The following is a 12865-nucleotide window of genomic DNA, read 5'->3' as shown; positions in this document are numbered from 1 at the left end:
ATAGCTGCTCATTACACCGCTTCATGCCTGCTTGCTTTTGTGCAAACCATACACATCATCATGTACGGTTTGTATTAAAACCATGGCATTTTAGGAGCGACGTTCGAGGGCCTGGCGATACTTGCTGGGACTCTGACCGAAACGCTGGTGAAATTGCCGACTAAAGTAGAAGGGGCTGCTAAAGCCCACATCTTCAGCAATAGCTGCAATCGTATCGTTGCTAAACTCAAGCAGGCGGATGGCCTTATCGAGTCGCAACGCAATTAAGACATTGATCAAGGAATTGCCAGTCTCCTGTTTAAAGAGATGAGACAGCCGTGAGGGTGAGAGGGAAACGATTTTCGCCAGCGTCTCAAGATCATAATGGGTTTTAAGATCCTCTGCCATTAATTGCAGCAATGACTGAATGCGTGGATCCAGTTTATGTCTGTCCTGCCGGGTGGATTCGCGCGTAGCCAGCAATAAGATCTCTTCCAGCCCATTGAGTGTTAACTCTCGTTGTAGCATAGCAATCGGCGTTGTAACTACAGGTGTGCTGCCCGTATGGAAGGTTGCTGGCAGGCTAGTTGAGGGATCACTGGCATCTGTGTGCAGTTTGAAGAACGTGCTGCGTAAGCGTTCGCGCATAGGAGCAGATGCCAGGGAGACATAAAAAAGTCCTCGCCCATACACTGGAAATTGCCACCAGGAGAGCCAGCTCACCCTGGGTTGAAAATGGGCCCATAGGAACTCCCAGTAGCCGTTGGTTGGAACCGAATAATCGTGGACCGCATCGGGTTGTAGCAAGATAAGATCGCCTGGTCGAGCCTCTAATTGCAAGCCCGGCTGACGGTACAATCCCAGCCCATCCAATGTATAGGTAATTAACCAGCTTCCTGAGCCCCGTGGGCGGTAGACCGCATAGTCATCGTGCTCTTTAAAGTAGCCTGTAATCAGACTTGCGGGTGGTGGTGATGCCGTTTCTATCATCGTCATATAGCAGGATTGTACATGTTCCTGACCACCTTGTCCATTCTTTTTTGTGTCTGTTTTAAGTACAGTAAAGGCAAAGAGATATTGTAAGGTCTATTTCTAAACGTAAAGAATTGATGTGTTATAGTGTTACGACAAGAGGATAGGAGCCGTTACACATGTCAACGACGATGGAACATCTAGCACCTGACCAGATACAGACTTTTCAGCAGGATGGTTATCTGGTCTTGCGAGGCTTACTCGCGCCTACGGAAGTCCAGGCCCTGATCAACAACTTTATGCACATGCACGAGCAGGGACCTATACCCGGCTACTTCGAGCCAGTTTCAGCCGAGAAGGCAAATGGAGACATACTCAAGCAATATCCACGCATTATGCATCCACATCGTTTTAACGAACTGGCTTTGCGCTACCTGTTAGATCCGCGCCTGGGAAACATTCTAGAAGATCTCTTCGGTGAAGAGCCATTGGCTGCCCAGAGTATGCTCTACTTTAAGCCTGCGGGTGGACGTGGGCAGGCTCTGCACCAGGATAACTTCTTTTTGCGCGTCGAACCAGGAACCTGTATCGCTGCCTGGATCGCCCTGGATCGAGTAGATCGAGAGAATGGTGGCCTGGAAGTCGTGCCAGGCACGCAGAATATGGGTATCTACTGCCCTGAAGAGGCCGATCAAGCCGTCTCTTTCACCAAAGATTATGTGCCCATTCCCGCTGGTTTGGAGGCAGTGCCAGTTGATATGGAGCCAGGGGATGTGTTGTTTTTTAACGGCAGCCTGGTACATGGCTCTCAGCCCAACACCAGCCGGGACCGCTATCGCCGCTCATTTATCTGTCACTACATTGGTCGCTCCTCCGAGCGTATGTCGCTCTGGTATCGCCCCATCCTGACCATGAATGGCGAAGAAGTGACCATCGCCGAAAACACCGATGGAGGACCGTGTGGTACCGAATTTGGCATGTCTGGTCCGCACTAGCGCTTATTTTCTTCTTGCCCGAAAAAGCAACAATAATAATGGATTGTTGCTTTTGGTTCATTGCTGATTTTTAAATGAAAATTATGGGGGTCAGGGGACCAGGCGGCCGCAGGTGGTAAATGTGGACATGTCGTAGCGTTCGACAGCTGAGATGTCCTCGATAGTGTCGATGTCCAGAGAGAGGCCAAGGCTGATGAACGGTGCAACTGAGTTGTCGCTGCCTGGCTTCATTCTGGTGGTGATAGCGGCTATTGACACCAAATCTGTAGGGAAGTACCAGCGGAGGGCGTGTCAGCAGCGCATTGGTACCCGAACCATCCTGTGAGGTGGCGATGACAACATCATGGTACCTGGATTTTTCGACGACCTGACGGATATCGGCCACCTGCAGTAGAGGCAGGTCAGCTGATATTGTTAAGAGGGCCCTGGCACCGTGTAAAAGCTCATGGGTAGCAGCAGCGGTTAGGGCGGGATTATGGCCAGCTTGTGTTTCTGCCAGGGCCTGCGCACCCCAACTCCGTGCTTGTTGCAGCACACGCGCATCAGCGCTAACGACCGAGATATGGTCGAAGGCCTGACTTGCCTGGAGCGTTTGCAAGACATGATGGAGCATATCCAGCATCAGATTGGCGCGCTGTCCGGATGTTAAGTGGGCAGCGAGGCGGCTCTTGGCCGCTTCAAGCGATTTAACCGGGACAAGTGCTGTATATTTCACAAGCTTTTCCTGTATTTTTTACCAGATTAATGTGAGTGCGTTCGCCATTCCGCGAGGCATCCGTCCGTGCTAGTCGCAGAAAAGCAGGAATGGAGAGTGGTGAGACTCTCCAGCATTCCCACTACGCATTCATTTGTGCAATGTTCATTCTACTGGCACGAAAATTTAATAATTTAGCCCGGCCGCGCGTAGGACATGGCGGGCAAGTTCGGCTTTGGCTCCCGGGTCACTCATAATAGTATTGGTGACAGAAGTAGGTATGCCGAGATCCTCGATGGCGTTTGCCAGGTGAGCATCCTGTTTATCGATGACCATGACATCCAGGAAATCGCGATAGTGCCGGGCCACACCAACGGCGGAGACATCCATATGCAGACCGCGCATCAGCTTATCGGCCGGCCCCTTAATGGGAGCGCCACCAACGATTGGGCTGACCGCGACAATCATGCCGCTAGCCTCGTGCAGGACATCATGGATGCCGGGCACCGACAAAATACTGCCAATACTGACAATGGGATTACTAGGCGCCAGCAGAATTGCATCCGCAGTTTTAAGTGCTTCCAACACACCAGGCGCTGGCTTCGCATCTTTAGCCCCCACAAAAACAACATCCTGCACTTCATCAGAACACCGACGCTGGACCATGTATTCCTCAAAATGAAAAAGTCCTGCCGGTGTCTGGATATGGGTAGCAATTGGTTGATCGCTCATCGGCAAGATGCGCAGTTTTAAGTCAAAGTGCTGGCGCAACTCATCGGCGATCTCGCTCAGCGTCTTGCCCTCACGCAGGCGGGCCGTGCGATGGATATGGGTTGCCAGGTCGCGATCGCCCAGCGCGAACCAATCCTCGTGACCATAGCTGGTCAATTGCCGCATCGTATGGAAGGTATCATCGCGAATACCCCAGCCATTTTTCTCATCGACAATCCCGGCCAGAGTATACATCACAATATCTGTATCTGGCGAGACGTTCAATCCATAAAAGACGCGATCATCGCCAGTATTTGTAATGACCGTAATCTCTTCTTGCGGCACTACTTGCACCAGGCCCTGTAGGAAACGTGCAGCACCAACGCCACCGGCTAGAACAACAATCATACTACATTACCTCAATCAAAGCGAACTATTAAACTATCTAAAGGCAGGCGTGGGCGTCGTTTGGGATCGGCCGCCGCATAGCCGACGGTAATCAACGCCTGTGGGATAAGCCTTGGGTCCAGTTCGAGGGCCGCGCAAACGACTTCTGGACAGAACAGTGGGGCGCACATCCAGCCAGTATCCAGGCCCAAATCATAAGCGGTCAACAACATATTCTGAATGGCCGCTCCGATGCTCTGGACCGCCATCGTCTTCTCATCCTCTTGTCGCCGGGCATCGGGATATTGATCCAGATCCTCCAGGTAGAGGCAAGGAATGATCATAGCTGGCGCACGAAGGATACGCTGGTATGATTTTTCCAGGCGAATATTGACAATCTCAGCGGGTTGTCCATCCATCTCCAGATTCTCACGCCAGGTTGCCCCCATGGCATCCGCCAGTTGCAGTTTGGGTTCGGGCTGTGTCAGGACCACAAAGCGCCAGGGCTGGCGTCCATGTGGGGATGGAGCCCAGCGAGCGGCTTCAAGCATCTGCAGGAGCATTTCGCGTGGCACGGGAAGGTCTTGATACTGGCGAACACTACGACGACTACGCATTAGGGTTGCCAGATCGGTGACCCGCTCAAGTGCTGTCGCGGGCCGATCCTCGTGTGATGCGCTCACACCCTCATCGGTTCTATTGGTTTCTTTCATGAAATATTTTGGCCTGTTTGACTAGCGGAACATATCCGTGGCACTATCACGTGTCAACGTATGCACAGTTCCGGTTGCCGGAATATAGTGATAGCCACGGATCAGTGCAACCGGGACCCGATCAACTTTGCCCATGACCAGTTCAGCGGCGGAGGCTAGCTCATCGGCGACCGCGATCATACTGGCGCGCATCTCATAGCCATACGCATCGTGCTGACCTCGATAATCGGCCATGGCCTCCATGCCGGCAACGCCAATAGCCATATTCACCTGGCCATTGCGCCAGGCACGTCCCCAGGTATCAGAAACAATCACCGCCACATCCAGCGGCTGTTCTACGCCCTGTAATTCCTGTAAACGGCTCCGAATCTGGCGGGCCGACACATCTGAATCCACTGGCAACAATGTCAGGAACTCGCCCCCCTCGACGTTTGACTCATCCACGCCCGCGTTGGCACAGATAAAACCGTGATAAGTCTCGCTAATCATCACGCCACGATCCATACGTGCGATACGCTTACTCTCGCGCAGCACTACCTCCACATGGCGTGCATCTTTCTCATTGCGTTCCGCAAAGGCTTTCGCAAACTCTGATGGCTCAATCGTTTCCAGATTGACCAGACGCCCCTCAGCTTTTGAAACAATTTTTTGCGTCACCACCAGTACATCGCCAGCCTCTAACGTTAACTGCTGTTGCTGTAATGCTTTATATATGAGAACTCCCAGGTCAACGCCCGGGTCGATCTCACCAATACCAGTAATCGGTATAATACGTAATTCTGTGCTCATAGGCCTCCTCGTGAAAACATTATATCCCTTCTGAAGAGGTCCTGCCAAGCAACAAATGCCGGCCATCACGGATAGAGCGATGGCGAGGCAAGGAAATATAGCATCAAAAAAAGCTCCCCTCTGTTTTTTTAGTGCTGTGAAGAAAGAGGACGGCACGCTGGAAGTAGGAATGGAGCAGAGAATGAAACTGTTGCTATAGGGGCTACGCTATACAGGTAGAGCAGGCAAGCGCACCTGTTCAGTCTGATAGGGAATATAATGTATTTACATTGAAATGTCCCTTTTGATATGAATGATTGTGAGTAAGTATATGTTTAAGACTCTGGGGCAGCTACTGCTGGGTTCAATTTTTATTGTTGGTGGGGCGAGCGCTTTTGCGGAGCCAGGTGGTCGTGTGCAGAAGGTAGAGGCCGCTGGCTTACCACAGCCACGCCAGGCCACCATCGCTAATGGTGGGATAATGGTCGTGGCCGGAGCCGCGCTGGCAGCGGGCGTCTTGCCGAAGTTATCCGCGACAGCTTTGCTGGGCTCGTTAACGGCCACCACAATTGTAGGCCATCCCTTCTGGAAAGAAGAGACGCCAGCTGCTCGATCTGCCCAGCAGCTGCAATTTTTAAAAAACGTCTCGGTGATTGGCGGCCTTTTATTAGTACTTGCCAACAATGATGATTAACTGATAGTATGAGCGTTCCTTGTAGATGCATCATTCCTCACCGAGTTTGAATGTAGAAGGATTGTTTTTCGTGTGAGGAGAGAAGAAGCATGCGCAAGGAGCGCTCATATCTTTTATCTTGATTAGTGAGTGATGTGGGCAGAGGATTGATTGTTTGACAACGATAGAAAGAAGCTAGTAATGCAGGATGAACAGAACAAAGTAGCGATGGTTGTAGTCGCTCATCCGGATGATGCCGAGTTTGATAGTGCGGGTGCAGCGGCGCTCTGGGCGCGTGAGGGCTGGGATGTTTATTATGTCATCTGTACCGATGCCAGTGGTGGTGGACCCGATGCGGCGACCGACGTTAGCGCCGAGGCGCGACGCCGGGTAAGTCAGACAAGGATGGAAGAGCAGCGGGCCGCAGCTAACATTCTAGGCATCAAGGACGTAATCTTCCTGGGATATCCAGATGGTTGTTTGCAACCTGGTCTGGATTTGCGTCGTTCTATTGTACGTCAATTGCGTACCTATTGTCCTTCACGAGTTATCTGCCAGTCACCAGAGCGTAGCTGGACCCCCGAATTAATCATCCCACGCTACCATCCCGATCACCTGGCAGCGGGTGAGGCCGCACTCGCCGCAGTCTATCCCGCCTCCCAAAATCCCTGGGATTTTCCTGAATTGCTGGACGAAGGACTACGGCCACATAAAGTCTCAGAAGTTTATATTACTGGAGCACCGGTTCAGAATCATAGTATCGATATTTCTTCAACTATTGATATTAAACTTGCCGCACTACGGGCGCATGCCAGCCAGGTTGGAGAAGGTTTCGCCGAGCTCGAAAAATTCCTACGCGAACTCAATGCGCAGACGGGCCAGAAGTACGGCTATGCTTACGCCGAAGAATTTCATCGCGTCGAAAACCGTTAGTAGAGCGTAAGCACTTGCATATTTAGACTTGCATATGGCATAATAACTACAAATAAGACCTTCGGGGCAGGGTGAAATTCCCTACCGGCGGTATGGCACAGCGTATAAAGCTGGGTTGAGCCCGCGAGTCTGCCATTGATTGCTTCTTAATTAATGCTGGACAGATTCGGTGAGAAGCCGAAGCCGACGGTATAGTCCGGATGGGAGAAGGTTATAATGTGAACCATCGTCATGCGTGCACGTATGTGTGCCAGTGGCGAGCGGGGTGTTTTCATATATCCACACCTCAAGATGGTTTAATCACATCTCCCTTATATTCCCCCCTGGGTTAGTTGAATTGTCGTCACACTCTTTTGTTTTTACCGTGAGTTGACGCCAGTATTAGCTAAGAACCGAGGGATGTCAATTCTTATGAGTGCCACAACCTCAAGAACTGATGGCGCGCAATTGGATGTGCGCAAAAATCGCCATGCAGGATCTTCCACATCGAGTAGGAAGAATGCAAGGTCGGCCTGGAAAAAATTTAACACGATCTGGAATCTTTTACCACCCTTTGTATTAGGTGCGTTGATCTTGCTGGCCTGGTATGTGGCCACAGCAACCGGGCGCATCAATGCTTTTATCCTACCTCCTCCAAATGATGTGTTTGCCAGCCTGGTTGATGGATTAACCTCTGGCTTGTACTGGGAGCATATTCTTATCACCGTGCAAGAGAGCCTGCTAGGCTTTTTGCTGGGTGTAATCATAGCGCTGCCACTGGGTTATGGAGTCGCCAAATCACGCTTCCTGGCTAATATGTTGCAGCCGTATCTATCGGCTGGACAGGCGATCCCGTCAATCGTCCTGGCCCCTTTCCTGTTTCTCTGGTTTGGGATCGGATCGCTGCCAGTAATGATCATCTGTATGTTGATAGTGCTCTTTCCGATGGTTATCAACACTGTGTTTGGTGTCCAGACCATTGAGCGTGAATTATTAGATGCCGCCCGGTTAGAAGGAGCCTCCGGTCTCTCTTTGCTGGCGCATATCGAGTTCCCGCTAGCCCTACCCGCTGTCCTGGCAGCCGTGCGCACCGGCCTCACACTCTCTATCACTGGCGCGCTGGTCGGAGAGTTCTTCTGTAGCCCCGATCGCGGTCTGGGTGCTTTGATTCAGATGGCGCTGCACCAATACAACATGGCCTTTATGTTTGCTACTGTCATCATCCTGGCATGTCTGGCCGCCCTCTACTATAGCGCGACCTGGCTACTTGTAAAGCTGGCAGAAGTGGTCTATTAGAACATTCATAATTGCGGTGGGGAATGATAGCCCCACCGTATATTGTTACTTTATTTGGACTGTGATTTATCACCTTAAAACGAACTGAAAGGCAGAAACCACTTCGATGTCAGTATATCGTCGATTAACTGTGACCTGGAAACTTTTGTCTCTCGCTCTGCTTTGTACTGTATTATTGGCAGCCTGCGGCGGCGCGGGTGCAACAAATAATAGTACCGATTCCTCCAATGGAGGCAGGCAAAACCCTGAAGAGTATTTCGATTGGCCTGGGATATAATCCCGATATCCAATTTGCCCCCTTCTATGTTGCCCAGAGTAAGGGTTATTATAAGGATGCGGGCTTAAATGTGACTTTCAATCATGGTATCGTCACCGATTTGATTGGCACCATGGCTGCGGGCAAGAATAATTTTGTATTTGCCAGTGGTGATGAGCTGTTGGTGGCCCATGATAAAGATAAAAGCTTACAGGCGATTGATGTTTCAACGATTTTTCAGAGATATCCTGTAAGCATCATTGTGCCCAAAGACTCCTCAATTCAAAGCCTGTCCGACCTGAAGGGTCACACCATCGGTGAGCCAGGACCCTATGGTGCGACGCACACTGGACTACTGGCCCTCTTACAGGCTGGTAAATTGACCGAGTCGGATGTCAAGATCGAATCAATTGGCTTTAACCAGGTTTCCGCCATGCTCTCACATAAAGTTGATGCTGTGGTTGGTTACTCTAATAACGAGCCTTTACAACTGGAGCGCAACGGCTTTAACGTACGTACCTTTGCTGTCTCTGATTATTTCCCCCTGGTTTCCAATGGTATCATTACTACGAAGGATACCTATACCAATCAGTCTCAGACCGTGCATGCATTTGTAGACGCGACCATCAAGGGACTGAAGGATGTGATCGCTGATCCACAGAATGCGGTGGATCTCAGTAAAAGTTATGTCCCTGGTATGAATGCAGACCAGGCACTAGAAGTACTTAAAGCTACTATTCCCATCTACCAGGGTAATGGCAAGCTGGGCTACAATGATCAAGCAACCTGGGAATCGACCGCGAAATTACTGGTCGCAGAGAAAATGATCTCCCCAGTCGATAATCTGTCGCAGCTCTATACCAACAATTAAATCTGGCCTTTTTCATAAAGTTGCGCGCCCGCTCCACACAAAGCTGGAGTGGGCGCGCAACTTTATATGAACTATCACTAGGGTATCACCTTCAAGGAAGATGCTGTATCGAGAACGACATGAAAAATCGATGAAGCCAGCAAGTTGCGTGTACGCTGTAAGATGACGGCCAGCCCTAAACCTATGGTTGCTTGCCCCAGAATGGTAGTAGCCAGACCGAGCCAGAAATTGTTATCGAAGCTAACCATCTGGACCCCGATATGCCAGAATCCAAAGATCAATGAGGAGAGCACGATACTCCAGGTCGTGCCGAATAAATAATTCAGGCGTGTCATCAATGCGCCACGCATCAAAAACTCCTCAAAGAAACCATTCAGGAGTGCGTTCTGTATCACATTGACAATGAGAGCTAAGAATGTAAATGCTCCTCCTAGCAGGCCAATAATGAGCAGGATTAGTGGAAGGAAGTTCCATAGCAGTGTGACCAGCCAGGAACGATAACCTGGCTCGAACCCCAGCTCTTTCCAGCTTGCGCCCAATGGTAGCAAGCAGCATACGGGCAGCACAAAGTAGAGCAAAGGATTGGCCAGGCCATTGGGTAGATGGTGAAGTAGTGCCAGAATGGGATAGATTACAGGTAGCTGCCAGCTGGTTGGTACGCCAGGTTGCAGGATCATACCTCGATAGCCGGTCAGGAGAATGATTATTAGCAGGACCGCCAGTTGTAGCCAGAGCTGGCGCTGCGAGCAGCGCGTTGGCAGCGATGGAAGGATATTGCTCTCGGGGGTTAGTGCGATCGTCAACAGGCTAATGATGACCATATAGGCCGCAAGCTCCAGATAAGGAATGATCCCTATATTGGTAAAGATAGCGATGTAGATGGTGGCAGTAAGCCAGAGCAATAAAAAAAGCCAGCTGGCTGGACTTTTAGCTGCTGACCACAAACTATCTTGATAAGCTTGTATTATTTTGTGTCTGGATGGTAGCGGGGATGGTTGGGTTCCTTCCATATAATATATTGCTCCTAATTATATATTAATATGCTAAATTACATCTATTATTATATGTGAAAAGCAGGTTGAATTCAATCGGAAAAAGCAAAAAACCAGGGCCTGATCAACAGATAAGATGTTGATCAGGCCCTGGTTGGTATAGTGATTGTGGGGTCAGGCGGTGTAGATGGCAAAGTTTTTGAATGAGACATCGGAGTTAGGACCAACGGCGAGGCCGATATTGCCACCACTATTACTGTCGCCAAAGGCTCCGTTGGCTGTCCCCTGCTGAACGCCATTGACGTAGTAGATAAAGTTGCTTCCCTGTATAACGATATCTACCGTGACGGTCCCATCTAACTGGGTACCATGTAGTGGTATTGACGTCAGCGAAGTCTGGGTGCCATTTTTATCAGTATAATTGGCGGTCCACGTATTACTGTTGAACATGATGGTGTAGTAGCCATCAGGCTTACTGTGGTAGTAGAAGCCAAACTGACTATTTGGAGAATTTAGCTTTACTTGCGCCTGGATATAGTAGCTATCGGGTAAGGTCTGTCCATTAGGGAGCTGGGTCAGGAATGTGCCAGCCACCGCCGCCCGGAATTTGAAAGCCTCAACTGGTCTGGTCCGCAGACGGCCTGTATATTATTGTCCTGCCATTTGCCGCCTTTGGGATCACAGGTGCCGGGATAATTGGTGCCATAGATAAGGTTTCCTGCTCCAGGAGCCAGCGCAGCGGGCAAGGCATAACTGGGGTTGAGCTTATTCGCTGTCTGTGTTGGCTTACCGGGCGCGGGCGTGCTCGTGATGACGGCGGTTCCTGTAGAAGTCGCCGAGGATAGATTGGTGGCCGGCTGCGAGGATGAAGTTGATTTTCCATGTTGATTGCTCAGTAAAGCCACCACCCCAACGATGACTATGATGACGGCCAGGGCCGCCCCACCCAGGGCCAGGAAGCGTGGTGTTTTAGAGCCAGGCTGGCGTTGATAGCGATCATGTTGTTGCATCTCTGGATAAACCTGGATCTGCGGTTGGCGCGTGACACGCTCAGCTTGCCATTGGGTAGCTTGCTCGTTGAAAGCTTCTGGTTGTCTGGCTGGTGTTTCGGTGTCTGGATATGGCGAAGAAAACTGCGCAGGGATGGCAGATATAGCAGAACGTATAGGCGAATGTTCTACCGGAACATGGGCCAATGGCACTGCCAGAGGTTCTGGTCGGGCCTGGTCAGCGATCGTCGCATCCATTTCAGTAATGACAGTAGGCATAGCCTGCAAGCGATTCTGGGTCCTCTCAGAGAGCCGTGGTGTATTATTATCCTCTGACTGTTTGGTCTCATCCGTGTCCATGAGCATCGTGGACATAGAGGGTGCTGAATCAGCCGCTTCTTCATCAGATGTAGAGAGGGCAGTAGGCATCGCATCATCTTCTGTCTGCGGTTCTGCTGGCGTTTCAGTTATGTTCTCCTGTGAAAGTGGTGGTAAGAGCACAGGAGTAATGTGCTCACCCAGGGCCGGGGGAGCGACGCTCGGAAAACGATCGCCCAGGGCTTCGGCTACTGCCTGGCGTAAGGCCTGCGCGAAGGTGCCAGCACTACTAAAACGCTCTTTTGGGGACTTTGCCATGGCCTTCATTACCACCGCCTCCACATTTTTGGGCACCTGTGGATTAAAGCGCGTAATAGGAGGGGCCATCTCAAGGGTATGCTTGATAGCCACTGCCACCGGAGAGGTGCCAGTAAAGGGAACCCGGCCCGCTAACATTTGATAAAGGACCACCCCCAAAGAATAGACATCGGTGCGATAATCAATCATATCGCCAGTGCCCTGTTCAGGAGAAAGATACTCGGGAGTGCCTACGATGGTCCCGATGCTGGTAAGATGGCCATTAGTATTTTCTTGATCGGTCACATCCTTCAGCACCTTGGCCAGACCGAAGTCTGCCAACAGGACACGGCCATCGGCATGAAAAAGGATATTGCCTGGCTTTAAATCTCGGTGCACAATACTCTGCGCATGTGCACAATCCAATCCGGCTGCTGCTTGCTCGATGATCGGCACAACCTCTTCCAGCGACAGAATACCGCGCTTCTCAAGCACCTCGCGCAGCGTCCCTCCTGTTACATAGGGCATCACCAGGTACGCGAGATCGCCCTGCTCACCATATTCATACACTGGCATAATGTTGACATGATCCAGAGCCGCAATGGCATCCGCCTCGCGGCGAAAACGGGCCAGAAACTCATGGCGTGACCGCTGCTCAAGGACAAGGCCAGGTAAAAGTACTTTAACGGCTACGATCCGCCGTGGACGTGATTGTCGCGCCAGATACACTGCACCCATACCACCGCGTCCGAGGAGACGTTGGAGTGTACATGTTCCGAGCGCTTGCCCTAGTAACTCGTTGCTATCAGTTACCACGCTCGTGTTTTCCTCTCAATGAAATATATCAACTGGTTGGTAGTTTGCATAAGAAATATTTCTAATTAAGGATCATTCCTGGATATCCAGTCCAACTCGTTAGCAAGTCCGTTTGCGGCTCTCTTCATTGTGGACAGAATAGTGGCAAATGATTTCCTTAATGGCTCCTATTTTTTCGGTAGTCATAACTTTTGCCATTTATATACGTTAACACATTTTCCCCTGA

13 protein-coding genes and 1 riboswitch are annotated in these 12865 nt (G+C 50.7%); of the genes, 5 read left to right on the top strand and 8 right to left on the bottom strand.

Translation table 11 applies throughout. From position 1 onward, the window contains the following. Positions 1-90: 90 nt before the first annotated feature. Positions 91-975 carry a helix-turn-helix domain-containing protein gene (locus EL645_RS01315; protein ID WP_126548377.1) on the bottom strand — a complete coding sequence of 295 codons (885 nt, stop codon included), beginning with the start codon at positions 973-975 and terminating at the stop codon, positions 91-93. Positions 976-1130: 155 nt separating this feature from the next. Here EL645_RS01315 and EL645_RS01310 point away from each other — a divergent pair, with 155 nt between their 5' ends. Next, positions 1131-1946 carry a phytanoyl-CoA dioxygenase family protein gene (locus EL645_RS01310; protein WP_126548376.1) on the top strand — a complete coding sequence of 272 codons (816 nt, stop codon included), beginning with the start codon at positions 1131-1133 and terminating at the stop codon, positions 1944-1946. Positions 1947-2016: 70 nt separating this feature from the next. Here the strand turns inward: EL645_RS01310 and cofC are convergent, their stop codons facing one another. The 4 genes from cofC to cofE all read right to left on the bottom strand — a co-directional run bounded on the left by cofC (position 2017) and on the right by cofE (position 5240). Beyond that, positions 2017-2661, bottom strand: coding sequence for a 2-phospho-L-lactate guanylyltransferase (cofC, locus tag EL645_RS01305; RefSeq protein ID WP_246035241.1), 645 nt, complete (start codon positions 2659-2661; stop codon positions 2017-2019). Positions 2662-2826: 165 nt separating this feature from the next. Further along, complete coding sequence (cofD, locus tag EL645_RS01300) at positions 2827-3759, bottom strand: 2-phospho-L-lactate transferase (protein ID WP_126548375.1); 933 nt, start codon at positions 3757-3759, stop codon at positions 2827-2829. Between the two features lie 11 nt (positions 3760-3770). After that, complete coding sequence (locus tag EL645_RS01295; RefSeq protein ID WP_126548374.1) at positions 3771-4451, bottom strand: nitroreductase family protein; 681 nt, start codon at positions 4449-4451, stop codon at positions 3771-3773. A 21-nt stretch (positions 4452-4472) separates the two neighbouring features. Beyond that, positions 4473-5240 carry a coenzyme F420-0:L-glutamate ligase gene (cofE, locus tag EL645_RS01290; RefSeq protein ID WP_126548373.1) on the bottom strand — a complete coding sequence of 256 codons (768 nt, stop codon included), beginning with the start codon at positions 5238-5240 and terminating at the stop codon, positions 4473-4475. 310 nt (positions 5241-5550) lie between these two features. On the opposite strand from cofE, the gene EL645_RS01285 reads away from it, so the two are divergent. The 4 genes from EL645_RS01285 to EL645_RS01270 all read left to right on the top strand — a co-directional run bounded on the left by EL645_RS01285 (position 5551) and on the right by EL645_RS01270 (position 9227). Next, on the top strand, positions 5551-5913 hold the full coding sequence (locus tag EL645_RS01285; RefSeq protein ID WP_126548372.1) for a DoxX family membrane protein: 363 nt from the start codon (positions 5551-5553) through the stop codon (positions 5911-5913). Positions 5914-6093: 180 nt separating this feature from the next. Further along, positions 6094-6825: a PIG-L deacetylase family protein gene (locus tag EL645_RS01280; protein ID WP_126548371.1), complete on the top strand. Its 732-nt coding sequence runs from the start codon at positions 6094-6096 to the stop codon at positions 6823-6825. Positions 6826-6878: 53 nt separating this feature from the next. Further along, positions 6879-7041: riboswitch (FMN riboswitch) on the top strand. Between the two features lie 195 nt (positions 7042-7236). Then, positions 7237-8100: an ABC transporter permease gene (locus EL645_RS01275; protein WP_161977020.1), complete on the top strand. Its 864-nt coding sequence runs from the start codon at positions 7237-7239 to the stop codon at positions 8098-8100. 197 nt (positions 8101-8297) lie between these two features. Beyond that, positions 8298-9227, top strand: coding sequence for an ABC transporter substrate-binding protein (locus EL645_RS01270; RefSeq protein ID WP_126548369.1), 930 nt, complete (start codon positions 8298-8300; stop codon positions 9225-9227). Between the two features lie 77 nt (positions 9228-9304). Here EL645_RS01270 and EL645_RS01265 read toward each other — a convergent pair whose 3' ends face one another. From EL645_RS01265 to EL645_RS01255, 3 genes are all read right to left on the bottom strand, one after another. Next, positions 9305-10237, bottom strand: a complete 933-nt coding sequence (locus EL645_RS01265) for a CPBP family intramembrane glutamic endopeptidase (RefSeq protein ID WP_126548368.1) — start codon at positions 10235-10237, stop codon at positions 9305-9307. A 156-nt stretch (positions 10238-10393) separates the two neighbouring features. Then, positions 10394-10813, bottom strand: coding sequence for a LamG-like jellyroll fold domain-containing protein (locus EL645_RS01260; RefSeq protein WP_126548367.1), 420 nt, complete (start codon positions 10811-10813; stop codon positions 10394-10396). Beyond that, on the bottom strand, positions 10795-12639 hold the full coding sequence (locus tag EL645_RS01255) for a serine/threonine-protein kinase (protein ID WP_126548366.1): 1845 nt from the start codon (positions 12637-12639) through the stop codon (positions 10795-10797). The genes EL645_RS01260 and EL645_RS01255 overlap by 19 nt, the downstream gene beginning before the upstream one ends. Between the last annotated feature and the right edge of the window lie 226 nt (positions 12640-12865).

The organism is Dictyobacter kobayashii (assembly GCF_003967555.1).
Classification (GTDB): Bacteria; Chloroflexota; Ktedonobacteria; order Ktedonobacterales; family Ktedonobacteraceae; genus Dictyobacter; species Dictyobacter kobayashii.
This window is presented reverse-complemented; position numbering and strand designations above follow the sequence as displayed.

What these genes read in the sequence shown, in the direction of transcription:
- EL645_RS01315 (WP_126548377.1), bottom strand. Translation starts at nt 975, where the DNA reads ATGACGATGATAGAAACGGCATCACCACCACCCGCAAGTCTGATTACA.
- EL645_RS01310 (WP_126548376.1), top strand. Translation starts at nt 1,131, where the DNA reads ATGTCAACGACGATGGAACATCTAGCACCTGACCAGATACAGACTTTT.
- cofD (WP_126548375.1), bottom strand. Translation starts at nt 3,759, where the DNA reads ATGATTGTTGTTCTAGCCGGTGGCGTTGGTGCTGCACGTTTCCTACAG.
- EL645_RS01295 (WP_126548374.1), bottom strand. Translation starts at nt 4,451, where the DNA reads ATGAAAGAAACCAATAGAACCGATGAGGGTGTGAGCGCATCACACGAG.
- cofE (WP_126548373.1), bottom strand. Translation starts at nt 5,240, where the DNA reads ATGAGCACAGAATTACGTATTATACCGATTACTGGTATTGGTGAGATC.
- EL645_RS01285 (WP_126548372.1), top strand. Translation starts at nt 5,551, where the DNA reads ATGTTTAAGACTCTGGGGCAGCTACTGCTGGGTTCAATTTTTATTGTT.
- EL645_RS01280 (WP_126548371.1), top strand. Translation starts at nt 6,094, where the DNA reads ATGCAGGATGAACAGAACAAAGTAGCGATGGTTGTAGTCGCTCATCCG.
- EL645_RS01275 (WP_161977020.1), top strand. Translation starts at nt 7,237, where the DNA reads ATGAGTGCCACAACCTCAAGAACTGATGGCGCGCAATTGGATGTGCGC.
- EL645_RS01265 (WP_126548368.1), bottom strand. Translation starts at nt 10,237, where the DNA reads ATGGAAGGAACCCAACCATCCCCGCTACCATCCAGACACAAAATAATA.